The organism is Lacticaseibacillus sp. 22 (assembly GCF_055413445.1).
The window spans coordinates 1-22,867 of sequence record NZ_JBVAYD010000031.1 but is presented as its reverse complement, the minus strand read 5'-3'; the positions used below and the strand labels follow the sequence as shown (position 1 = coordinate 22,867).

Annotated in this window: 19 protein-coding genes; 7 read left to right on the top strand and 12 right to left on the bottom strand. The window is 44.9% G+C overall.

Annotation, left to right across the window (positions count from 1 at the left end; translation table 11 throughout):
- Positions 1-43: 43 nt before the first annotated feature.
- From ACWP87_RS11945 to ACWP87_RS11935, 3 genes are all read right to left on the bottom strand, one after another.
- Positions 44-808: a GH25 family lysozyme gene (locus tag ACWP87_RS11945; RefSeq protein WP_014569117.1), complete on the bottom strand. Its 765-nt coding sequence runs from the start codon at positions 806-808 to the stop codon at positions 44-46.
- Positions 809-819: 11 nt separating this feature from the next.
- Positions 820-972, bottom strand: coding sequence for a YvrJ family protein (locus ACWP87_RS11940; RefSeq protein WP_005686332.1), 153 nt, complete (start codon positions 970-972; stop codon positions 820-822).
- Between the two features lie 116 nt (positions 973-1,088).
- A complete protein-coding gene (locus tag ACWP87_RS11935) occupies positions 1,089-1,634 on the bottom strand; it encodes a DNA-directed RNA polymerase subunit sigma-24 (protein WP_014569116.1) in 546 nt (181 codons plus the stop codon).
- A 726-nt stretch (positions 1,635-2,360) separates the two neighbouring features.
- On the opposite strand from ACWP87_RS11935, the gene ACWP87_RS11930 reads away from it, so the two are divergent.
- From ACWP87_RS11930 to ACWP87_RS11905, 6 genes are all read left to right on the top strand, one after another.
- Positions 2,361-3,098 carry a hypothetical protein gene (locus ACWP87_RS11930; RefSeq protein ID WP_014569115.1) on the top strand — a complete coding sequence of 246 codons (738 nt, stop codon included), beginning with the start codon at positions 2,361-2,363 and terminating at the stop codon, positions 3,096-3,098.
- A gap of 468 nt (positions 3,099-3,566) precedes the next feature.
- The gene (locus tag ACWP87_RS11925; RefSeq protein ID WP_014569114.1) at positions 3,567-4,253 is read left to right on the top strand and encodes an amino acid ABC transporter permease; all 687 of its coding nucleotides are present in this window, start codon (positions 3,567-3,569) and stop codon (positions 4,251-4,253) included.
- Positions 4,250-4,918: an amino acid ABC transporter permease gene (locus ACWP87_RS11920; RefSeq protein WP_014569113.1), complete on the top strand. Its 669-nt coding sequence runs from the start codon at positions 4,250-4,252 to the stop codon at positions 4,916-4,918. The genes ACWP87_RS11925 and ACWP87_RS11920 overlap by 4 nt, the downstream gene beginning before the upstream one ends.
- A 13-nt stretch (positions 4,919-4,931) precedes the next feature.
- Positions 4,932-5,810 (top strand): transporter substrate-binding domain-containing protein, encoded by an 879-nt coding sequence (locus ACWP87_RS11915; protein WP_014569112.1) that lies wholly within the window; start codon positions 4,932-4,934, stop codon positions 5,808-5,810.
- A 9-nt stretch (positions 5,811-5,819) separates the two neighbouring features.
- Positions 5,820-6,572 carry an amino acid ABC transporter ATP-binding protein gene (locus ACWP87_RS11910; RefSeq protein WP_014569111.1) on the top strand — a complete coding sequence of 251 codons (753 nt, stop codon included), beginning with the start codon at positions 5,820-5,822 and terminating at the stop codon, positions 6,570-6,572.
- Positions 6,569-7,630 (top strand): NAD/NADP-dependent octopine/nopaline dehydrogenase family protein, encoded by a 1,062-nt coding sequence (locus ACWP87_RS11905; protein WP_014569110.1) that lies wholly within the window; start codon positions 6,569-6,571, stop codon positions 7,628-7,630. The genes ACWP87_RS11910 and ACWP87_RS11905 overlap by 4 nt, the downstream gene beginning before the upstream one ends.
- Positions 7,631-7,715: 85 nt before the next feature.
- On the opposite strand, the gene ACWP87_RS11900 is transcribed toward ACWP87_RS11905, so the two are convergent.
- The 9 genes from ACWP87_RS11900 to ACWP87_RS11860 all read right to left on the bottom strand — a co-directional run bounded on the left by ACWP87_RS11900 (position 7,716) and on the right by ACWP87_RS11860 (position 21,443).
- Positions 7,716-9,146 (bottom strand): amidohydrolase, encoded by a 1,431-nt coding sequence (locus tag ACWP87_RS11900; protein ID WP_014569109.1) that lies wholly within the window; start codon positions 9,144-9,146, stop codon positions 7,716-7,718.
- A gap of 23 nt (positions 9,147-9,169) precedes the next feature.
- Positions 9,170-10,369, bottom strand: coding sequence for an MFS transporter (locus ACWP87_RS11895; RefSeq protein ID WP_014569108.1), 1,200 nt, complete (start codon positions 10,367-10,369; stop codon positions 9,170-9,172).
- 233 nt (positions 10,370-10,602) lie between these two features.
- Positions 10,603-12,819 (bottom strand): helix-turn-helix domain-containing protein, encoded by a 2,217-nt coding sequence (locus tag ACWP87_RS11890; protein ID WP_014569107.1) that lies wholly within the window; start codon positions 12,817-12,819, stop codon positions 10,603-10,605.
- A gap of 160 nt (positions 12,820-12,979) precedes the next feature.
- Positions 12,980-13,834 carry a helix-turn-helix domain-containing protein gene (locus tag ACWP87_RS11885; RefSeq protein WP_005714953.1) on the bottom strand — a complete coding sequence of 285 codons (855 nt, stop codon included), beginning with the start codon at positions 13,832-13,834 and terminating at the stop codon, positions 12,980-12,982.
- Positions 13,835-14,101: 267 nt separating this feature from the next.
- Positions 14,102-15,559: an amino acid permease gene (locus ACWP87_RS11880; RefSeq protein ID WP_015764844.1), complete on the bottom strand. Its 1,458-nt coding sequence runs from the start codon at positions 15,557-15,559 to the stop codon at positions 14,102-14,104.
- Positions 15,560-15,706: 147 nt separating this feature from the next.
- Positions 15,707-17,188 (bottom strand): amino acid permease, encoded by a 1,482-nt coding sequence (locus ACWP87_RS11875; protein WP_005714951.1) that lies wholly within the window; start codon positions 17,186-17,188, stop codon positions 15,707-15,709.
- Positions 17,189-17,220: 32 nt separating this feature from the next.
- The gene (ebgA, locus tag ACWP87_RS11870) at positions 17,221-20,199 is read right to left on the bottom strand and encodes a beta-galactosidase subunit alpha (protein ID WP_014569105.1); all 2,979 of its coding nucleotides are present in this window, start codon (positions 20,197-20,199) and stop codon (positions 17,221-17,223) included.
- A 367-nt stretch (positions 20,200-20,566) separates the two neighbouring features.
- A complete protein-coding gene (locus ACWP87_RS11865; protein WP_015764843.1) occupies positions 20,567-20,962 on the bottom strand; it encodes a LysR family transcriptional regulator substrate-binding protein in 396 nt (131 codons plus the stop codon).
- 37 nt (positions 20,963-20,999) lie between these two features.
- Positions 21,000-21,443: a LysR family transcriptional regulator gene (locus ACWP87_RS11860; protein ID WP_014569103.1), complete on the bottom strand. Its 444-nt coding sequence runs from the start codon at positions 21,441-21,443 to the stop codon at positions 21,000-21,002.
- A gap of 115 nt (positions 21,444-21,558) precedes the next feature.
- Here ACWP87_RS11860 and ACWP87_RS11855 point away from each other — a divergent pair.
- The coding region (locus ACWP87_RS11855) for a M20/M25/M40 family metallo-hydrolase (protein WP_031541853.1) at positions 21,559-22,867 on the top strand (1,309 nt) is incomplete at its 3' end.

Sequence of the window (22,867 nt, the reverse complement as noted above, 5' to 3'; positions counted from 1 at the left end):
TTAGATCCCCAATTCGCAATAAAAATTAACAATTTCTCTTGCTTTAATTCAACCGCAACTGATCGCCCGGATGAATCACGCTGTAAATCGTCTTACCATTGAGGGCCGCGAGCTTGTACATATTCAACCCATATCGATCCGCAATCGCCCACCAGCTTTCGCCTGCCAAAACCGTGTGATAGCGAATCGTGGGAACGAGCGCCACGCCGCCATTGAGATTGCCGGTCAAGCGCGTGGTGTAGTGACCGAAAAAGTCATAACTCATATCCACCCCTAAACCATGAAAGTTATTGGTAAACTGCCAGGTCCCGACATTATCGATGCCCGGCTGATCAACGCCATAACTCGCGATCCATAAATTCTTGGGAATCAAGGCCACACGATCAAAGCGTCTGGTTTTCATCCAGTTCGCCATTGTATACAAATCTGTGTGCGGATACCCTAGCGCTTTGACCGTCTGAATGAAAACATTCGTCAACCCCGTCAGCTCTCCGGTCAAATCAGGTGCTTCAACATCCGCCGCCATCACACTTTGCGTCGACACCCCCAGCGCACGCGCCGTGACACCGAAGAAACGCCCTTCTGCCACCGCTTCGGCACTGTTATGAAAATGGGCATAGTGATAAGCGTGCACCTGCATCCCCATCCTGCGCCCAGCCGCCAACTGTGCCGCCGCCTTAGGATTCTGGTAAGTCGTTCCTTCTGTCAGTTTGACGACCACCGCCTTGACGCCTAGATCAGCCAACTTGCGAAACCAGCTATCCGAATCCGGCTGCCAACTGCTTACATCTGCCATTAACATCGCCATCTTTTCCCCTCCTACCGTAATTGCTTGCCATCAAGCTTGGCCATGAACGTCTCGATATGTGTAATCAGTGTGTCGAGTCGCCGTTCAATGCGCGTGAGTAAAATCACGGCAATGACGACGCCGACCGCCTGATCTAATACATACGTCAATAGTTCTTTATCCATTTGCGTTATCCTCCATAAAAGTTAATTGATTGTCGCTGATTTGCAGCTATCTTCAGCATGCGGATAGGAACGCAGCGTTTTGCTACAGTCTTTCGCAATCGCGCATCCCATTTCGGTTAAACCGAGGCACAGTTTTGACTCAGCGCCCGGTATTTTGCCTGCACCCGTTTGCGCACCTGCAAAATCCGCTGCCGACTGACATGCAGTTGGGCGGCAATGGCAGCATCTGACAATCCGCTTAACCGCAACTGCAACACATGGCGTTCCATCGGGGTTAACAGCCTGTGCAACTGCTGCAACTGCCACTTCAATTCCAGCGCTTGTTGCAAGCTCCCCGGCGCTATCGCCAGCGTGGTCGTTTGAATATGCGTCGTATTTGCCGGTACGTTTTCCAACTCCCGCCGATGCTGCGCTTTTTGCAGCCGCTGCATCAAGGTCAGAAACACGAAACGCCACGCCAACTTATTGAACTTTGCAATCGCCGCCTCATCCACCAACGGCTCGCGATAACGGTTGAAGTAGTTGAGATACACCAACATCCCTTCATCCCGCCAATCCTGAAAATCACTGCGGCCACGATGAATCCCCAACCGCGCCAACGCCCCATAAACCACTCCTTGATGCGCAAGAAAAAAATCAAAACCTGTCGCTTCTGTTACCATCACTTCATCCGATCCGGCGCCTTGTTTGTTTCGATATCGATAAGGTTAGTTTAACGAGGCAAGCAGTGATTCGTCTTGGTCGCAATCAGATGAGTGAAAACCTGTTCTATCAAGCTTTCGATTTAGTGAGTGCGGGTATTTATCTGTGCAGGCCTGGGTTTATCGCCTTTTCAAACATAAATTGCGCGAAATTTTCAGCTAACTTTTTTTTGCATTTAAAAAAGTGCTCCCCGACTTTTCACCTCATCGGATCGCACTTCCATCAAAATACACGCTTCTTAACGCGTTCACCGGCACAGGAATCTGCGTGTCAGGATCTTGGTCGCAATGGCCAAAACCCCGTCATCACGACCAAGACCACTTATACTCCGATCCCTAACCACGCCGGCTCACGCCCATCAAAAAACGCATCCGGGTGTCGCAGCCGGACGCGTTTTTCATTAAGTATCGACTTTTTCAGTTACCTTGTCACGTCACACCATAACGCGTGAGCCAACCTGGGCTGACTCACGCTCACACCAAAAAGGCAGCTTCATACATAACACACCCACCTCGCTCCTCGCCCAATTACCTCCTAAGCTCGATAAAATCAGCCAATACTAGACAATTTGTTGCCATTTCCTGAACACCTGTCGCGATTTTGCGCCATAAATTCACCGCGTTTAACATTTTCAGCTTTTAATTAGCATAAGTTTAAACTAAAATTGAGCCATACATAACGCGGCTATGGTCAAAACCGCTCCAGATGATCCCGACTATCTCGTGACTGAACTCGCCCATAACGCCACAGCATCAGACGCCTCGCAGTTGCCGTTAAAGGAGATTTTGGCGATTCTCCCTTTACCAGCGTCCTTCCTTCCCCGAAAAACGCTGATACTCACGGCCACTGCGGCACACCTGATCAAGCCATCGACGTTAGGTTTCATTCGTTCGCACGAAAACAGTTCGGTTTACTCCCCAACGATGCGCCAAGTTATCGTGCAGAAATTATATCACGGGACCGCCAAAAAACTGCCCAAGATGCTCACCGGTCCGTGCTACGCCTTCATGCCGCTAGCGGCTCCCGATCACCGCAATGTCGGTTGGATCGCGACCCACCGGCTTGTTGATTACGCCATCACAAACCGGCAGCATCAACGAATCGTCACCGTCCGCTTCCAAAAAAGCCGCTCACTTTCCTTACCCACCACGTATCACGCCGCACGTTTTGGCGAAATTTTAACCGGCAGCAACTTGTTGATGGACGTTATCAGTCAACTGGCACGCATCGCTGAAGGCAACTTGCCGCTGACAAAGGATGACCGGCAGCAACATCACATTGTGGTCACTACGACGATGGCTCGGACACTGATGAACGCGACGCATCAACGCGAGGCTTATTTTGGGGCTAAGCAGGTTGTTGGGGAGGAGGAGTATCGGCTGCAGGCTGGGTGGGATGCAGGGTTGGGTGGGGATGGGGTCTGATAGGCCAAAGTCTTTTCACTGGCAATTGTCGAAACAAATAATTCATCTGGAACTATAACCCCTGACTTTGGATTGAAAAAGCAGATATTAATTTTCATCTCTAATTACTGTCTAAAAAATCGATTGACTTTCTAATCTGGAAGCAATATACTCATGTTCAATTAATCAAATCATTATATAAATCTGTGCGTGGAAGAGAAGAGTAAGCGTGAAACCGTTTAAAGAGACTGCCGGTAGGTGTGAAGGTGGAACGGCGAAGCGCCGAAGATGAACTCGGAGCACTGGTCATCGTGCAAGCGATGGCCACGACAGGACTCGATATCGTCCCAAACATCGATATTTTAGGTGTTGTTGAGTTGACTGGAGCAATCTCGTCAAGAATAAGGGTGGTACCACGAAAAGGTCTTCGTCCCTGTATTTAAATATACAGAGACGAAGACCTTTTTATTTTTAGAGGAGCTGATAGTAGTGGGGTTCGCGACATTTGTTAAGGTTTTTCAGCAATTGATTCCATACTTAGGTATCACATTTTGGATCATCGGGGCATCGGCGATTTTTGTTTTAGTTTTCGGTGGGCTCATTTCATTAACTTACTTTACTAATTGGGTTGGTTGGAAGTTTCTCTACAACGGATTCGTTAGTCTTATGCGTGCAACGCCGGTTTTATTGTTATTGATGCTGGTATTTTATGGCATGCCATTCTTATCCCAACTGGTTGGTATTGATATTTCATGGTGGGCAAAAACTAGTTTTGCAATCTTGGCTATTGGCTTGGAAAACAGTGCGTACTTTGCAGAAAACCTTTGCAGTGCCTATGCCTCGGTCCCCCAATCACAATACGATGCGTGCACATCGCTCCATTTCAGTCGATTCAATGCTGTCCGTAGAATACTAGGCCCGCAGATCTTTGTTGCAGCACTACCCAATATTGGAAATACACTGATCACGATTGTCAAAAACTCGGCCTATGTTTATGTCATTGGAATTACTGACCTTTACGAGCAAGCCCAGGTAATTGCTCAAGCATCTTTTGGGAAAAACCAAGTGATAGTGTTTATCGCGTTATCGCTCATTTACTGGATAATCTGTATTGCCATTCAGGCACTCTTCGCCCAACTTGAACGTCGGCGCGCTTGGTCTGGGGGTGCACAATGACTATTTTCTGGCAAGACTGGCAACAAATTCTTCCTAGTGCCTGGATAAGTATCTACATTGCTATCATAGCAATTATCTGTGGGATCCCAATCGGTTGTCTGATAGCTTGGACACGAATCAAACATTTCCCAATACTGAATCAGATCGTGGGTGTCTACCTTTCATTTGCCCGTAGTGTTCCAATGATTGTCGTTCTCTACATTCTGTATTTCGCCTTACCAAACTTAACGTCCATGTTAAATAATGGTAAAGGACTCCACATCCCGGCTACAGTGGTTGCTGTGGCCGCATTGGCACTATTTTCAAGTGCTTATTTCGGTGAAACATTTCGGGCAGCCTATCAAGCCTTGGATCCGACCCAACTTGAAGCAGCACTTGCTTCAGGTCTGAGCAAGATGACCGCAATGCGCAGAATCATCTTACCACAAGCAGCCGCACTGGCACTGCCAAATGTCTTTAATAGCGTGATGGATATCGTCAAAGGTACCGCTATTATTTACAACATTGGATTACTGGAAATAACAGGGACTAGTATCCTCGTTGGTTCCAAGACGTATCAGTTCATTCCTGCTTATTTAGCAGCTTGGACGATTTATCTCATCTTGTATTGGTTAGTTAGCGCCATCTTCCATCTCATAAAGAAACAAATCACATACTTACATTGAAGGAGTAAACATCATGAAAAAATCTCAGCTCGCATTCATCGTTGGGTCTGCCATCCTCGCGTTTTTCCTTGTCTCATGCGGCAAGTCTAGCTCTGGCAATGCAAACAACAATTCAAAGGTTAAAACTGTTCAAATCGTTGGGCCTTCTGCCTCTCAACCTTATCAAATCTACAAAAGTAAGGATGAATTATCCGGATACAACGGAGCTATTCTGGCAGCCATTCAAAAAGATCTAAAAAGTAAATATAAGTTTCAATATCAGGTCACTGATCCCAACTCCGTATTTGTCGGTTTGCAATCAGGCAAATACGATCTAGCCGTGGGAAACTACTATTACTCATCCGAACGCGCAAAAACCTATGATTATTCACGGCGCCCCACTCTACTCAGTGATTTACGCTTGGTAGTGCGTAAAGATGACAATCAAATCACCAATCTGGCTACTCTTGCAAAAACCAACGGCAAACTCGAACCAATTGATGTTTCCGATCCGCGATATGGCATCGTTGAAGACTGGAATAAGAAACATCCTGATCAAAAAGTTGCGCTGAAATCATCTGGCTTTGTCGACACCGCTAATCAGTTTAAAGATATTGTCAATAAACAGTATGATGCGATTCTTTATCCCCGAACAAACTTCGATACCGCACAAAAGAAACTAAACGAACCGTTGAAGCTTTCCAAGTCTATCGCGGTCTTTCCAGTGGTTTATTACTATCACAAGAACGCAGGCAACACTCAGCTACGTCAAGACATTGATAAGGAGCTGACTAAATTACGCAAAAACGGGACACTTGCTAAGCTGTCTCAGAAATGGCTAGGGAGTGATCCTTTTACAGCCAAAAATGATCGCGTAACAGATGTAACCAAATCTTATGCCCAAGAAAAGTAGGTGGTGATGATGCCGTTGTTAGAAATCCGAGAACTCACCAAAAAATTTAAAGGTAAGAAAATTCTTTCAGATCTCAACCTAACAGTAAATTCTGGTGAAACATTGGTGATCGTTGGCAAAAGTGGTGCAGGAAAAACAACTCTTCTAAGATGCTTGGACTTGTTGGAACAACCCACCAGTGGCCATCTAACGTTGGGGGGAAAAACCTTCGATTATCGCCATCTAACCGCCAGTGATATTCGCTCAATTCGTGATCAACTTGCAATGGTTTTTCAAAACTATGCGCTATTTAATAATAAGACTGCGCTAGAGAATATTACTGAGCCTTTGATTTATGGGCAGCATCAAACAAAGAGTAACGCAAAAAAGATAGCTGAAACTTTGCTTGCACAACTCGAATTAACGGATAAAGCAAATCTTTATCCTGCAGAACTGTCAGGTGGCCAGCAGCAACGTATTGGCATTGCCCGTGCAGAAGCTTTAAGACCTTCAATCATTCTCTTTGATGAACCTACTAGCTCATTAGACCCCGCATTGGTCGGAACAATTACCCGAGATATCTTATCTTTACGCGCTAAAGGTCAAACCATGATTGTTGTCACCCATCAGCTTGACTTTGCCCAGCATATCGCAACCAAATGTGCCTTTTTACATGAAGGCAATTTAGTTGAGGTTGCCCCTGCTGAACAATTCTTCAAGCATCCATCTCACCAAGAAACAGCCGCATTCTTAAAAGCGGCCAGTGAGGAGGCCAAAGTATGAAGGTGACTATTATAGGCGCTGGGAATACCGGCTTTGCGTGCGCATCGGATCTTAAGCGACGTGGTATAGAAACAACAATATTTTCTCGGGACCCTGTTAAAGCAGCCAAGCTAACTAAATGCTCTTTTACTATCACGGGGCGTATCACAACCACAACGCAATTCCGAGTGAGCGCCAACCTAGCTGCCAGCGTTAACTTTGCCGATATCATCATCATTGCAACCTGGGCGAATGCACATGAGGATATCATTTCAGCTATCAAGCCGTTCATCCATCAAGACCAAACCATTATTTTTCTAAATGGCAACTGGGGCATGTTGCAAGCTGTCGCAAAATTGACGCCAGACTGGATTATCCAAAAACATGTCAGCATCCTGGAGACTTCTGGCATGCCTTACGTTGCTCAATGGCATAATCATTCGCTACACATCAGTGAAATTAAAACAAAAGTGACCGTGGCAGCATATGGCAATCAGCAAGCTTGGCGAAAAGGTTTAAATTTACTAAAGCAGCTTTATTCCGAAATTAGTGTATCCCCTAGCGTCTTGCAGACCAGCCTTAGTGCGCTCAATCCTATTATTCATGTTCCAGTCTCACTTTTTAATCTTCCTCGAATCGAACATGCAGAACGCTTCCACATTCTGACTGATGGATTGAGTGAATCCACCAGAGCCTACATTATGCGCATCGATACTGAGCGTAAACAACTAGCTAGTGTTTTAGATATTCCTTACAGTAGCATTGTGCATCAATTGGCAACACAATGGGGGACTGACTTTGACACGCTCGGCGAAGTGTTCCACGGATTGGCTACTTATCGTAACTTGCCAGCACCTACCAACATACAATCCCGTTTTATTATTGAAGATCTCCCTTATGGAATTGATCCACTGGTTAGACTAGGTAAGATTCTCAGCGTACCATTGCCTTATAGTCAAAAGTTGGCAACCTTTGCGCATGCCGTTTTTGATCAAGTGCCAGAACCCGATCTGAGATTCATCAATTCAGAGACTATCGCTGCTGTTCAAAGTAATAACCCGGCGAACGATCTTGACTGAATTTGCCAAAAAAGCACACCGGATAAACTCTAAAATTTATAAATTGGTAATTAAAAGATCGGCCCATTGAGAGCCGATCTTTTAATTACCGCGGCTTTACTTCAGCTGGGATTGGCGATTCGAATTGCTTACCCGCAAAATGCTCTTCAAAGTCTTTTTTGGCATCTTCTACCAGATCTGGATTAGTCAGTGCATCATATGCTGTCAATGCAAAGACTTTACCGCCTAACAATAAGCCTTTATGGGCCACACTCGAAATGCCATTTGAGACCCATTGCCATGTATGCGGCGATGTTCCTTGGGGTTCAAAACCATTCGTAAATTGAGCCGTGGGAACAACCTGGCTGACATCGCCTACATCTGTGGATCCAGCCGTTTCGTCAGTAAATTCTAACGGTAGCTTATGCAAAGCAATGCCGGCTTCTGCTTCTTTTCTTACCTGTTCCTCGGTCCAGTCTGGGAAAGAATGTTTGGCGCGGTTATATGAGTTTTGCTTACTTGCCTCGGAAGCTGTGTCAGAAAGCTTCTTTTCAAAGGCCATTTCGTCATCGGTCAGCTCTAAAGGCCCCACAATATCAAGATTCTTGTCAATGGCTCGGGTTAATGGTTTATTTGCAACAAAATCAGAACATCCTGCATCGAACTCTTTAGTGAGCTTTGTCTCTGTCATTAACGCAGCCCCTTCTGCAATCTTGTTAACTCTGGCAAAAATGGCTTTTGCCTGATCAACGTGAGGCGCACGGATGAAGTAATACAGTTTTGCACTTGGTTGAACAACATTGGCGGACTCGCCACCGGCATCAATGAACGCATAATGAATTCTGGCCGGATCAATGATGTGTTCGCGTAAAAATTGAACACCGACATTCATGAGTTCGGCAGCATCTAAAGCGCTACGTCCCATTTCCGGTGCCGCTGCAGCATGCGCCGGTGTGCCAGAAAATTCGTAGTAACACTGAAGCACGGCAAGACTGCTGCTGCCCCATCCTGACATTGAGTCCATCGGGTGATTGGCCAACGCTAGATCAAGGTCGTTAAAAATGCCATCTCTGGCCATAAAAGCTTTACCGTAGCCACTTTCTTCAGCCGGACAGCCGAATAATTTAATCGTGCCAGAAAGGTGCTCTTCTTCCATTAGGGTTTTAATGGCCACCGCTCCGGCAAGTGCAGCAGTGCCCAACACGTTATGCCCACATCCGTGACCGTTGCCACCCGCAACAAGCGGTTTGTGTTCGACCTCCCCCGCCACTTGACTCAGATTCCCCAATGCATCATATTCTGCCAACATGCCGATGACAGGCTTACCTGAACCCCAAGTCGCCTCAAAAGCATAGTCCATGTCAGCAATACCCTTTTTGATCGTGAAACCTTCTTTTTCCAAGATCTCATAGTACGGTTGAACTGACTTTTCAACTGCAAACCTGGTTTCTGGTGTGCTCCAAATCTGATCGGAAGCTTTGATAAATTCATCTTTTTTCTCTTCAACAATTTGCATCAACCGTTCTTTAGCATCCATTTTTCTCTTCCTCCTAATTTACTTTATGCTTTTGTTTTAACCGCAATAACTGTCATACCACACAGCAGGCTCATCACTGCCATAAAGAAGAAAGCTGGCACAAATGATCCTTTAGCTGCTTGTACGAGAAAACCGATCACCATCGGCGCCAAGAATCCTCCTAAGGTCCCGCCTGTATTGATAATCCCAATCGATGAGCCAATAATGCCCGCATCCATGATTTTATGCGGCCAAGTAAAGATCGCTGTAAAGGCTGTGACACTAATCATATTGATAAGCAGTAATAATACGACCGAAACATATAAGTTGCTCGACATGACGAACGCAATTAACAACGCAGCCACTATTAAGGTAGCCATTAAAATGAGTCGTTTTTCTTTATGCAAAAACAACTTGGAAAGTAATTGACCGGCAAAGATAGTCGCTATGGTTTGAAAGACAGCGTTCAAGGCTAGGATCATACCAGCCTGGCTAATAGTAAGATCAAATGTTGACGTTATATACGATGGCAGCCATGACATGTTCCCGTATAGCAAGACGTTCAGTAACAACATTGCCACAAACAAAACTAGTACATTGCGATTCTTTAACATTGCAAAAAAACTCGGCTTTTCACTTTGTTCATCCTGTTTGCTATTTGCTTGTTGGCCTTTGGGAACGAATCGCCAAACGAATAAACACGCAACTAAGAAGAGCGTGCCCATAGCAAAATACGCATAGTGCCAATTACTATCAACCAAACGTGCGCCAAGTGTAAAGGCTAAGATACCGCCAATTCCCGAGGTCGAAAGGATCAATGATTGCACAAAAGTCCGCCGCTCCTTTGGAAAGTTTTCTGCAATGGCTTTTGAGCAACTCGGAGGATAACCGCCATGCCCTAGTCCTGCACAGAAGCGGACGAAAATGAAAAATAGCAAGCCGTTTGCCACCCCAAACAGAAAGGAAAAGCTGGCAATAATAAGCAACGAAGCCATAAGAACCCGCTTTGAACCGAACCGATCAGCCAACCATCCACTAGGAATTTGCATCAATGAATAGCCGAGGAAAAACATCGACATCATCAAACCAGTCTGACCGGAATTGAAGTGAAACTCTGAAGCTATTGGAATAATCGCCGTTGAGATCATGCTCTTGTCCATATAAACCATCGAGTAGCCCGCCATCAGTGACGTGATGAGCATTGCTTCTGATGATCGAGACGTTTTACCAATAACCGTCGCCATGTTGTCACCCACCTTTAAAGAATTTTGATCATGTTTCCATTTTAAGTGGACATCTCTAAACAAGTAGGATATTGTTCGTCTTTATAAAGCGCTTACATGTGTCTATTATCAACCTCTTAATTTTTCTGCTAGAATTGTCGGACAATTTTTGCACCGACTTTATGCCGATTAAAATTCAAGAAAAATGCCCCTATCCAGAACACGGACAGGGGCGATTCAAGGTCAGTATCTATTTAATCCATCACCGGACTAACGTGGTAAATCTGAATACTATTAAACGATTGTGTGGCAGCCAAAGTTAGCTTCCCGTCTGTCGCCTCAACAAGCTTAATCTTTAATCTCGGCTGCGTGATCGTCTCCAGGTACTTAATGTCTCTTTTCGAATAACTTGTCATCGCACCGACTTTAAGCCATTGATTATAGATGCCACCACAGTCCTTATCCAATAATTCGCTGACAACTCGATACCGCGAAGATGCCAATCCCAAAAGTTGCAACTGTAATTTCTGAGATTGATACTGCATCAGACTATCACTGATAGACATGCGCGGGTCAACATACGTCGGGTTTGATAATAGGAGCGCATAATCTTCACCATTTCGAAAACAACTAAAGTAGGGTGAACTATAAAGACACTCGCCGATCAGAGAGTTAAGCATCCTGATAACAAAATAAACCGGCCGCCGAATAGTCCCATACAGAAATAACGATAGACAATCATCCGTGGCAGTGGGTATGACGCTAGCCCGACTGGAAATACTTAGCCAAAAACTGATATTATCAAGGCCAGTATTTTGTCGCAAAATTTCTTTGATCAGTGCAGCTCTAAAGAAAGTCCCGACCGTTACCTCGTCACTACCAGCTAAGGTATTCCAGTCATCTAGGGCCAACTCAGGTGCATATGCTTGATTGGGTGCGAGTCTTGCTCGAATCGCTTCAAGTTGCGACCCGAGTCCGGCTAGATCTGCTTTGATTTCATGCCGAAGAAATAGGTAATCACAAGATAAGTAAACAAAACGATTCCCAAGTGTGTGAACCGTGACGTCCTTACCTTGTTTGACATTTTGTTCAGTAACATGCACGCCAATCCGATGCCAGGCCGCATGATGGATAAAATAATTAATTACCCTCTGAACATCCGGGTCATCGCTACACAAACAGTCATACTCAAACTCAATAATCCATTTGCGCACAACACTTTTCCCAAATGCCCGGACGATGGCATCAAAACGCGCCACAATGTCTTCCGGACTCTGATGCGCCACGATGTTCGGTGACACTCTAATAATTGGTAGCGCGCCAAAGGCAAGAATCGTATGAAATGCAGTGATTAATTCCTTGTCAGCAGTCACGACCGAGCTATAATTTGGCCTGATGTTAACCTTATCAAGGTCAAACACCCTGATGTAGGCAATGACGACTTCTTTTGTCAGCATCTTCAACTGCGCAACGCATTCTTGCTGGTTGAGATTCAATACATTGCCGACATTGATGGCATAAGTTACCGCTTTTCGCTGCAGCGGTTTAACTGACTGTACTTCTAGGACTTTCTGCTGGAACTTTGCTGGTTGTAAGGATGCTAAATCGTCGTCAGCAAGTTTCCCAGCTAAACGACTGAGCGCTTCATCACGCCCCAATGTTGTAACCTGAGACCCGCTATGCATCGGCAACATTTTGGTGGTCGCAAATGCTTGGCGAAATTTCTGTGGTGACATGCCATATTGTTTTTGAAAATTACGTGCCATTGTACGCGGCTGACTAAAGCCATTGTCAATACCTACTTGAGTGATGCTTTTATCCGTGTACTTTAGATCCTGTTCAATATGATGCAACCGGATTGCATTGAGATAATGGTTAAAATTAAGTTGGGTTGTCTCCTTAAATCGCTTGGATAGATAACTGTATGAGACATGCATATCACTGGCCAATGACGCCAAATTGACATCTTCCGCATATTCGGACTCCAGTTTTGCGATCACGCGATTCACTAACTGATCTGTTCCAGCATTGCTTCGGGTCTTCTCGTGCCAAAGATAATGCGAACGCAAATAGCTTATTAGCGCCAACCCTCTTGCGATAATCGCCGCATCATCGACATCTTCAAAAAGACTCGTGATCATGATACGATGCAACAACTGGCGACATTCATCAATACTGTCAGTCGTCTGGTCAGCAGAAGAACTAGGAAAATTCCAAAATCGCTGTTTTCTGATTCCCGGCAAGATATCATCCAAATGGACCGCATTGAAGGTGATAGCGAGCACTAACGCTGGCTCCACAGAATGCATCGAGAATCGTTCATTGGGATTCAGAATTAAAAAATCATTCTTGGTCAACTCGTAATTAGACTGAAAGACATTCGCTTTAGCCGCCCCCTCCAAAAGCAAATAAATTCGCCAATCATGGGTTATTGTCTCTTCCCTGACGATTTCTTGAATGTCGACATGCACAATTCGGTTCATCCTCGTGGTTACATGACCGCCCCGCCACAACTCGATTGAAGCTGATCTTGAGCATCACGTTCTCCTTTCGTGTTTTAAAGCTCTGAAAAGTTTCTGCCTTATCCCTAATAACCCATAAATACACAAACCAATCACTGAATAGCCATGCTCAGTCAATTTTCCGCGGATTTAATTTACCACTCGAAATCGCTTTTCTAAAAGCAGATGGGGTCATTCGGCGTGCCTTCACAAACGCTTTTGAAAACTGCGAGTAACTGGTAAACCCTACTTTGATGGCAATGTCGCCAATTGCATCATTCGTATTTCGTAATAGTTCAATGGCCTGGTTAATCCGCAATTGCATGAGGTAACTCTTGGGTGAAACACCAAGATTCCTCATGAAGATACGATACAGATACGTACGTTCAACTTTCACTCGCTCGGCAACGTCATCTATTCGCAACGTACTATCTGCATACTCTCTTTTAAGAATTTCGACTGCCTCCAAAGCGTATTGCTGATTAGGCAAGACCCCTAGCCGTGTTTCCTGCTGGTAATCATCCACCAATGCGCTAACAATCTCATAGAACTTGCCCAATGCGCCATACAAGTGATCGCGGCTAAAATAATCGTAGGCTTCTGCAAATAAGTCGTCCATTTGATGAATATCCTGGTGCTGGTAAATAAAGTTGGTCTTGCCTAGCCCAGCGTCATTAAAGACAGCCGCGGCACCGGGTCCTCTGACGCCAATCCATCGATAACTCCACGGATTGCCAACTAATGGATAGTAATTGTTGTCCGTATGAGGCGGAATCAAAAAGCCTTGTCCTCGTGACAACTGATGAATTTCATTGTTAATAAAAAATAGTCCCTCACCTTGCAAAACAAAATGAAGTAAATAGTAATCAAGCTGTTCATATTGATACGGTGCTCGCGGATGAACATCTTCATAACCCACTTCAAATACCGAAAGCTCAGGACAAACAATGCGATCTGTTCTCAGCCACTTGTTTTCTTTAAACATAATTAGATCCCGTTTCTTTCTGTAGCGCTTACATACCTACAGCTTAACACGCAATCAAATTAAAAAGGTTCATTTTCCAAGGTTTCAAATTTACTTTCTAAAGCCACTTCCTTCAGCTACAAAAAAGCAGCCACACGAGCCTCGTTGCTAGACTTGTCATGGCTGCTTCATCAAATATGACTAACTCAAGATTGAATGATAACGCCATTCAACCTTGAGTTTCTATTTATCCATGTATCAACAAGCCAAGTTGTCAGCCAACTCCGCTTAGCCACGCTGATCATGATGCGAAGCCAAATCAATTTGATCAAGCGGGATTAGTTTAGTCTTGTGCTTCACTTTGTAATAAACGAACAAAATGAGAAAAATTGGTATCGACATATATGAAATTAGTAGTTTACCCCATTGGAAATCAGCTAATGAACTCATGTCTTGTCCGACAATCACAATCAGACTCATCATAATCGCCAGAATAGGGCCAACTGGAAACCACTTAGCATGATATCGAAGCTCCTTCACCGAATGTCCTTGTTTAACGAAAGCACGCCGAAATCGTAAATGCGACACGGCAATACCCAACCAAGCTAAGAAACCGGTTAGTCCTGATGCGGCAACTAGTAGCTGATAAACACTCGGCCCCATAATGCTAGTCAAAAAGGTCAGTGCACCAATCACCGTCGTCAAAAGCAGCGCCGCAATTGGGACACCGCGGCCATTTGTTTTCTGAAAAATACGGGGTGCAAATCCAGAACTCCCCATGGCCCATAGCATGCGCGTTGATGCATACATGCCAGAGTTTGCCGATGAAAGCACCGAAGTCAAGATGACGGCATTCATCAGACTGGCTGCTCCGGCCATACCGATGCGATTAAATACTAGCGTAAATGGAGAAACGGCAACATTTTTGACCGAGCCGCTCAACAAGTTAGGATTAGTGTACGGAATAATCGCAGCAATGACGGCAATTGATAAGATATAGAACAACAAGATCCGCCAAAAAACCTGTTTAATTGCTTTGGGAATGCTCGTCTCTGGCGTCTCGCTTTCCCCGGCTGTAATGCCAATCAATTCTGTTCCTTGAAAAGAAAAACCAGCGACAACAAACACCGACAATGTAGCAGGTAACCCACCCACAAACGGCGCATCACCCAACGTATAGTTTTTCAACCCAATCGGCGTCGCTGTTTCACCCATGATACCGACAATGGTCAACAAACCAACACCGAGAAAAACAATGACGGTGATCACCTTCACCAATGACAGCCAGTACTCCGTTTCGGCAAACGACTTAGCTGAAATCAAATTAATCACAAAGATAAGACTTAAAAACGTTACCGAAATGAGCCACCCAGGTACGTTTGGCACCCAAAAGTGCATGACAATAGCGGTTGTCGAAACATCAACAGCCAATGTAATTGCCCAGTTAAGCCAGTAATTCCATCCCAAAGCAAAGCCAAGTGCTGGGTCAACGAAGCGACTAGCATATTCTGAAAACGAACCAGAAACCGGTGCATAGGTTGCCATCTCACCAAGACTTGTCATTAGGAAAAAGACCATTAGTCCAATGCCAATGTAAGCGGCAATAGCGCCACCGGGACCCGCAGTTGCGATGGCACTACCGCTTGCGACGAACAGGCCTGTGCCAATACTGCCACCAAGGGCGATCATAGACAAATGTCGTGTTTTTAAAACTCGTTTGACTTGTGTAGATGCTATTTGCGCCAATGTAGACTCCTTTTACGCACATAAACCACCTCCTATTCTGAGGTGGTCATGTACATTACGTATTCCAAACGTCAAGAGCAGTCTGCGGTGCTACGTGCGTGTTGGCTGATCGTTTATCACGCCCGAGTTTCCCGATCAGAGTTGTCTTTAATGAACAACTGGTTTAGCCTTTGCGAGTCGTTCTCGCTTTTCGTAACGATCCCAGTAAATCCAAGCAACCCCCATAAAGATAACAACTCCGAGAACGTTATATAGCAGCGTTCCAATTGGACTTGCTGTTCCTTTTGGTAAATGTCCCGCCAATTCTTCAGCGATCAAGTGTGGATCCGGAACGGTTGACATGAAGAAGACAAAGAGGAAAACACATAAGAGGAAGATGCCTGCTGTCAACCCCATCGTCCGATTGCCGAAGCGGAAATCACGTGGCATATCATCTTTCTTCCAGCGTAAACCAATATATGCAATTAGCAGAAATAGAACTGGCAGTAAAGAAGTTGCCGCAGTCATGTTGATCAAAGTCTCTAAGAAACTGTCGAGATTACCAATCCCCAGTGCTGGCACAATCATGAGTAAAGTCACAACCACACCCTGAACCAGAAGGGCATTTGTTGGATTGCCTTCATCATTGGTCTTAACCAACCATTTACCAAAGACACCTTCAGGAATTTCTGAGAAGAAGACTTTGACTGGCGCGGCTGTCCACAATGCCAACGAGCCTAAACTACCCACAAAGAGAATCAAGCCTACAAGTCGGACCATCACGTTACCAGGAATATTGAAATGCGTTCCTAGGATTTTGAAAATATCAAAGATCCCGTTTGAGAAGTTGCCCGCCAAAACTGACTTAGGAACCACAAACCCGACAGCAATAGCACCGAGAACATACATCAGGCCAACGACAAGGGTGGAAATAATCATGGTACGTACAAATGTCTTATTGCCACCCTTCGTATCCTTAATGTAGACACCAATACTTTCGCCACCCCCAACAGCTTGTAATATCCACGCCATTGTCATGAAGAATGTCCAGTTAAAGGTAGGCGTGATTGCCTTCATGCTAAAATCTTGTGCTGGTTTTTCACCCATCCCCATCACAACGATAAAGGCAAGGACAACGAAGATAACCCCCATTAGAAGTCGCGCAGTACCAGCAAAATTCGTCACAGTTGAGATCCAAGAGACCCCTTTGATGCAGACCCAGGTCGCCAACCAAAATAACACGATCGAGAGAACCGAGATAATCTTGGTACCCATCGCGCCACCAAACACATTATGGCCGAGCAAAGCATACGAACCATAAATTAATGTGTTTGGTAACAATGAAACAAAGAAGAACAAGTTAACGAAAAAGTATGACCAAGCGCCCAGAAAGGCAAACTTACTTCCCAACACACTTTCCAGCCAGCTATGAACTCCTGATTCTTTGTCGGAGTTAGCCGATGCAAACTCGGCAATCATTAAAATAAACGGCAAAAAGTAAAAGAGACTCCCGAAGATGTAGCCCGGAATCGTTGCCAATCCAATTTGAATACTATTGTTGACGATACTTGGAAAAGCAAACACCGCCGAGAATGTCATTAACATCAATGCGGCAGACCCCAGTCGTTGTCGCGATTTATCCTCTGACATCGTAGAACACTTCCTTCCTTGAAACTCCTCCACTAGTTGATCTTGAAGTTAAATCCAAGTTCAAAATCATCAAACTTGCAGCGATGACGCTTTAATTGATTTTGGCCGCACGAGTTCGTGCCAAGTCCGTTTTGCCGGAAATCAAGATATAGATTGAGCTCATCTGATTTCTTCAAATCAATGGTGTGTTTTGCGGCCTCCAAAGTTTCGTCCGCATAGTTTGACACACTGAAGTTCAATGGCTTCATCATCGTCAAGGTTAATTGATCCTGACCGTTCATCAGTGCTAATCGATCAGTGTCCATATGATTACCATTTTCTTGCGGTTTTACATAATTGACAAAGAGGTCATCAACCCGACTCGTAAAATGACTGTAGTAGGCAGCTTGATGAGAGTCACTATAGTTTTCAGTTGGTCCCAGTCCGTCATAGGCAACTTGCTGGAAATCTTTTGGCAACGTCATCTTTACCCCAATTCGCGGTAGCATCTCTGGTGCCATGTCACGTTTGCCACTTGCCTTACCAATCACATCAAGATCAAAACTTCCATCCTGATGTAATGTGTAGCGTTGTGTGATTTGGTAATACCAGCCACTATTGGTCGTGCCCACTTGCTTGACTAGATTAACGACATAATCGCCGTTGGTTTGCGGCTGTAATTGGACTTCGCGGGTACTTTCATGCCATAGGTTCAGGAAATATTTGTTGTAATAGTCATCTAACAGATACATGTCGTTGTCGATAGGGGCGCGCCAGAAATTCATTTTGATGCCATCATGAATCAGGACACGACCATCATGTGTCAATGTGAAGGTACCTTTAATCTTGTCAAACCGGTATGCATTCGCACCGCCTTTGATTTCGATTGTCGTTTTATTTTCACTTGCTTGTAGTGCCACGATTGTCTGATGGTTCAATTGGTGTTTTGGCCGTTGCAAGGTCATGACAGATTGAGAAAGCACTGTTCCAGCATTCGCCCAAGCAGTCTTGTTTTTGAGATGCGTAACCAAATGAAGGTTATAAATGACACTAGGGTCAAACTCCGGCAAATCGAGATTAAGTTTCACGGTCTGTTGGTGACCTGGCAAAATAGTTGGGATATCAAGCTTGCCATCAGCAATCACTTGACCATTTGCTTCAAGTTCATAACCAAAATCAAAGTAATCAGAATTTAGAAAGTCCAGTCGATTAATCACCGTAACCGTTTGCGTTGGCAGATCACGAACAAGGATCTGGAACGGTTCAAACGTCTTCTTGACCTCGGTTAAAGCCGTAGACGGATTGCCATCTGGGCGGATCAACCCATCTATACAAAAGTTTCCGTTATTGGGCTGATCGCCAAAGTCACCACCATAACGATAGTAGGTTTGACCATCCTTTTGCGATGCTACCCCTTGATCAAACCATTCCCAGATGAATCCACCTTGCAGTTGTTCATGTCCGTAAAAGAGATCCTGGTATTCCTTCAAGTTGCCAGGCCCATTGCCCATAGAGTGTGCATATTCGCATAAGATATGGGGCTTCTGCGTCTTACGTAATACATCTGCCATTGTCATCTTAGTATCGTGTTCCAACCACGTGTACATTGTTGAATAAACGTCGCTGACTTCAGCTTCAAAATCACCTTCGTAATGGACGAGTCGCGTTGGATCCTCTCGCTTACAATATGCAGCCATCGCCCGAAAATTATCGCCAAAGTCTGATTCATTGCCTAACGACCAAATGATAATGGAAGGATGATTCTTATCGCGTTGCAAAGTCCGCCGCATCCGATCTACATATGCAGTCTTCCAGCGTGGATCATCGGTAATCCAATCATAGCGTTCAGTCAACTCAAAGCCGTGACATTCCAAATCTGTTTCATCAATGACATACATACCAAGTTCATCGCACAGGTCGTAGAAATACGGTGCTTTAGGGTAGTGAGACGTTCGAATCGCATTGATATTGTTTTGTTTCATCAGGCTGATGTTCTTAACAAAATCATTCCGCGTCATCACTCGGCCCTTGGTAGCGCTGTAATCATGCATGTTGACGCCTTTAAACTTGATTGCTTTGCCATTGACCAAGAACGTCTTGCCATTCAACTCAATTTGGCGGAACCCGACCCGCTGACGAACCACTTCAAGCGGCTCATTATCTTGCAACACTGTCATCGTTAAATCATAAAGATTAGGCGCTTCAGCAGACCACGCCTGAATGTCGTCCAGCGTGACATCCAAAGAAGCATCGGCAGAAAGAACTTGGTCAATCAATTTAGCCCCGTCTTTGGCTAGTTCATAATGAATCTTTAACGGCTCCGTCCCGGATACTATCGGTGTGACGACTAGTTCACCCGCACGATAATCCTTCAATAAATAGGTTCGTACCTGCACATCATATAACCCGTTTTGTGGTCGCGAATACAAACTCACATCACGGAACAAGCCGCTCAACCACCACATATCCTGGTCTTCAAGATACGTACCATCAGACCATTGAACCACTTCAACGGCAATTGTATTAACACCTTGTTTTAATGCCTGCGTGACATCAAACTCACTTGGCAAACGGGCACCTTTGCTATAGCCGATAAACTCGCCGTTAAGGTACAACTTAAAAGCCGAATCTGCCCCATCGAAGCCAATGATGTATTGTTCGTTATCAACTACCTCATCCACCGTAAAGGTTCGCCGATACAACCCAGTTGGATTTTCACTCGGTACAAAGGGCGGATTGATTGGGAAGTTATACCACAGATCAGAATAATGCATCTTGCCATAACCTTGCAGCTGCCAATTGCTAGGTACAGGAATTTGATCCCAATCCTGATCATCAAAGTCGCTGTTCATGAAATTTTCCGGCGCATATTCCGGCGCATCCAAGAACTTAAACTGCCAAGTCCCATTTAATAACTGATAATTCCGCGGCTGACTATCCTCGCCTGGGAAGAATGTCTGAAAATGGCTACGAGGAACCATCCGATTGATATCGGTTAGTTCAGGTTGTTCCCACAATTTTGCTGTTGTCATGTTGCTCCTCCTAATAAATACGTTTTGCATGCAAGTACCGGTTAACTCGCTATTTTTATTTGCGCTTTCATAATACGGGCAAACCAGCTCATAAAGGTAACGCTTTGTTGCTAAAAAATGTCGTTATGTTGTTTTTTTGTGGTTATTCATTCAGTTAAAAAATCACCTAGAGTTTGCACTCGTATCCAAAATTCATTGTTAAATGGGCATTTATCACAGATATTTCTTCGGGATAATTCCAACAACATTTGTACATAAAAAAAGATGACATCAAAGACAGCCATCGTTTTTTCTTGGTAAATTAACCTGATTGCTTTCTGCAGGCATTCGTGAAATTCTGGAAACTTTAATGGGAAAGGCCAGATCATCAACCTGCGACTAAATCGGCAAAATATTGTTGAATCGTCTCTGCAATCTCCCTCCGATAAGGCAGTCTCATCGTGGCCTCGCTTGCACTCAAGTAAATATCACGAAATACCCGTTCCGGTGCAAAGTGATAGCCGACCGTCCCTGAAACATCCGTGCCAGCCCATGAATATTGCGGCATGAAACAAATACCTTGGCCGGTGCGAACAAGGCCAAGAATCGTTTGCCGATCGCCAGTCACAAAACTAGGACGAACCGTTACCCCTGCTTGGTGCAGCATAGAAGTCATCTGTTCACGTAACGGGTTCGATTCCGTCAAGATTAACGGCCACTTGACTAACTCTTCTGGGCGCACCTCTTTGTTGTTTGCATTGTCATACGTCTTGGGAAACCGCACTAAGATTTCTTCTTTTAAAAGATGAAAATTACGATTATTAAAAATTAAAAATTGGCTTTGTTGTAAATTCAAAATCGTAGTGACTTAAACGATCCTGTTCGAAACCATTTTGCATGAGGTGAATCTTGACCGTTGGCAGTTTTGCATCAAGTTTTCCGAGCAGGCCAGGTAAAACGGCGGTCGAACTTTCAAACCGCAACGTCACTTGATTTGAATTGATTTCGCTGAATCGGTGTAAGTCTCTTACGGCATGATTCACCTCATTCAAACCAGCTCGAACTTGAACAGCAAAACGGCGACCGGCTTCGTTGAGTGCTAGCGAATGCCCGTTACGGGTGAACAATGGCACACCGAGCTCGGCTTCTAATTCATGAATACTGCGGCTTAGGCTGGGTTGACTCACATTTAGCGTTCGTGCCGACCTTGAGATGTTCTGCGTGACGGCGACATTGAGAAAATAATTAAGTTGCAGTAACCGCATATTACCGACCTCCTATATCAAAACTGTTATGGTGTATGACTAATATTGTATTTCCATTTTAAATGAGAATGCAATAAGATGACGTCATTAAGTTCTTATTTAGGAGGCGACCGACATGCAACCTATCATTTCGCCAGTTAACGCGCTACAAGAACTAATTGCTTGTCGCAGCGTCAGCACTAACGATGAAGACCAACATGCAGCTAGGCAAAAAATTGTAAACATATTAGAAAAAAACATCGGTGCAGAAGTAACCTTGATTCCCACCGCGGGTAAACCGGCCATCTTTGCAACAGTTGCTGGAGAACGGCCAGAAGCATTACTCTTTTATGGCCATTATGACGTCATGACGCCCGGTAATTTAGCCGCGTGGAAAAGTGATCCTTTCACTTTAACCAAACGGGACAATCGTTTCTTTGGCCGCGGAACCGGAGACAACAAAGGCCAACTTATCGCGACATTAACTGGCATCAGCAACTTTCTTGCTAAACAGCCCAAGTTACCTTACACCATTCAATTCTTGATTGAAGGCGAGGAAGAGCAAGGCAGCGTTAATTTGCCGGAACTCGTCCGCAGTCAAAAAAATGAGCTACTGCGCAACGTCAAAAAGGTCTTTGTTACGGATGGCTCGATGAATGCCAGTGGTGCTCATGTTTTGCGCCTAGGAAATCGCGGGTTGTTCGGTTTACGCTTGACTTCAACCACCGCGACGCACGCGAATCATTCTGGTAACGCAGGTAATGTGATCGCCAACCCAGTCAATGTGCTCCATGAAGCATTGAACCAGCTATATGATTTCGCGCATCAACACGTATTAATTCCAGGATTTTACGAGGGCGTCAACGCACCTACCGACCAAGAGCTTTCGTGGATAGACGCTTTACCATTCGACCCCGAGAAAATTACCACCGTTTTTGATAGTCAACTGACCACTACTGATAAACAAACTTATTATCGAAAATTGATGTATGAACCAACCTTCAATATTAACGGCATGGCCGCTGGCAACACGGGAACAGATGTCAAGACAGTCATTCCTGGTTCAGCCTTTGTCAGCATTGATATGCGTCTCGTCGGAACCCAAAGTATTCCTGTGATCCAAGCAGGCATCGAAAAGATTCTGGCTTCCTTTTTGAAAACAGGAAAACTGACATATGCCATCACCGGCAAAGTACCGCCAACCGTTGTCCACCCAAGTAACGTTGACTTAACAAACTTCAAGGACGCGGCCCAGGCCTCACAGGTCAGACTTGTCATTGAACCGGTGATGCCCGGAACCGATCCCAATTATGTGTGGACAGATATTCTTCGAGTACCAGTATTCACCGTTCCACTGGCAAATTTTGATCAAAACAACCACGCAGCTAACGAGAATATTACCGAGGAGGCTTTTTTCAGTAGTATTCACTTCATTGAGTCACTAA

What these genes read in the sequence shown, in the direction of transcription:
- ACWP87_RS11875 (WP_005714951.1), bottom strand. Translation starts at nt 17,188, where the DNA reads ATGTCAGAGGATAAATCGCGACAACGACTGGGGTCTGCCGCATTGATG.
- ebgA (WP_014569105.1), bottom strand. Translation starts at nt 20,199, where the DNA reads ATGACAACAGCAAAATTGTGGGAACAACCTGAACTAACCGATATCAAT.
- ACWP87_RS11905 (WP_014569110.1), top strand. Translation starts at nt 6,569, where the DNA reads ATGAAGGTGACTATTATAGGCGCTGGGAATACCGGCTTTGCGTGCGCA.
- ACWP87_RS11945 (WP_014569117.1), bottom strand. Translation starts at nt 808, where the DNA reads ATGGCGATGTTAATGGCAGATGTAAGCAGTTGGCAGCCGGATTCGGAT.
- ACWP87_RS11910 (WP_014569111.1), top strand. Translation starts at nt 5,820, where the DNA reads ATGCCGTTGTTAGAAATCCGAGAACTCACCAAAAAATTTAAAGGTAAG.
- ACWP87_RS11940 (WP_005686332.1), bottom strand. Translation starts at nt 972, where the DNA reads ATGGATAAAGAACTATTGACGTATGTATTAGATCAGGCGGTCGGCGTC.
- ACWP87_RS11920 (WP_014569113.1), top strand. Translation starts at nt 4,250, where the DNA reads ATGACTATTTTCTGGCAAGACTGGCAACAAATTCTTCCTAGTGCCTGG.
- ACWP87_RS11915 (WP_014569112.1), top strand. Translation starts at nt 4,932, where the DNA reads ATGAAAAAATCTCAGCTCGCATTCATCGTTGGGTCTGCCATCCTCGCG.
- ACWP87_RS11930 (WP_014569115.1), top strand. Translation starts at nt 2,361, where the DNA reads ATGGTCAAAACCGCTCCAGATGATCCCGACTATCTCGTGACTGAACTC.
- ACWP87_RS11895 (WP_014569108.1), bottom strand. Translation starts at nt 10,369, where the DNA reads ATGGCGACGGTTATTGGTAAAACGTCTCGATCATCAGAAGCAATGCTC.
- ACWP87_RS11885 (WP_005714953.1), bottom strand. Translation starts at nt 13,834, where the DNA reads ATGTTTAAAGAAAACAAGTGGCTGAGAACAGATCGCATTGTTTGTCCT.
- ACWP87_RS11935 (WP_014569116.1), bottom strand. Translation starts at nt 1,634, where the DNA reads ATGGTAACAGAAGCGACAGGTTTTGATTTTTTTCTTGCGCATCAAGGA.
- ACWP87_RS11860 (WP_014569103.1), bottom strand. Translation starts at nt 21,443, where the DNA reads ATGCGGTTACTGCAACTTAATTATTTTCTCAATGTCGCCGTCACGCAG.
- ACWP87_RS11900 (WP_014569109.1), bottom strand. Translation starts at nt 9,146, where the DNA reads ATGGATGCTAAAGAACGGTTGATGCAAATTGTTGAAGAGAAAAAAGAT.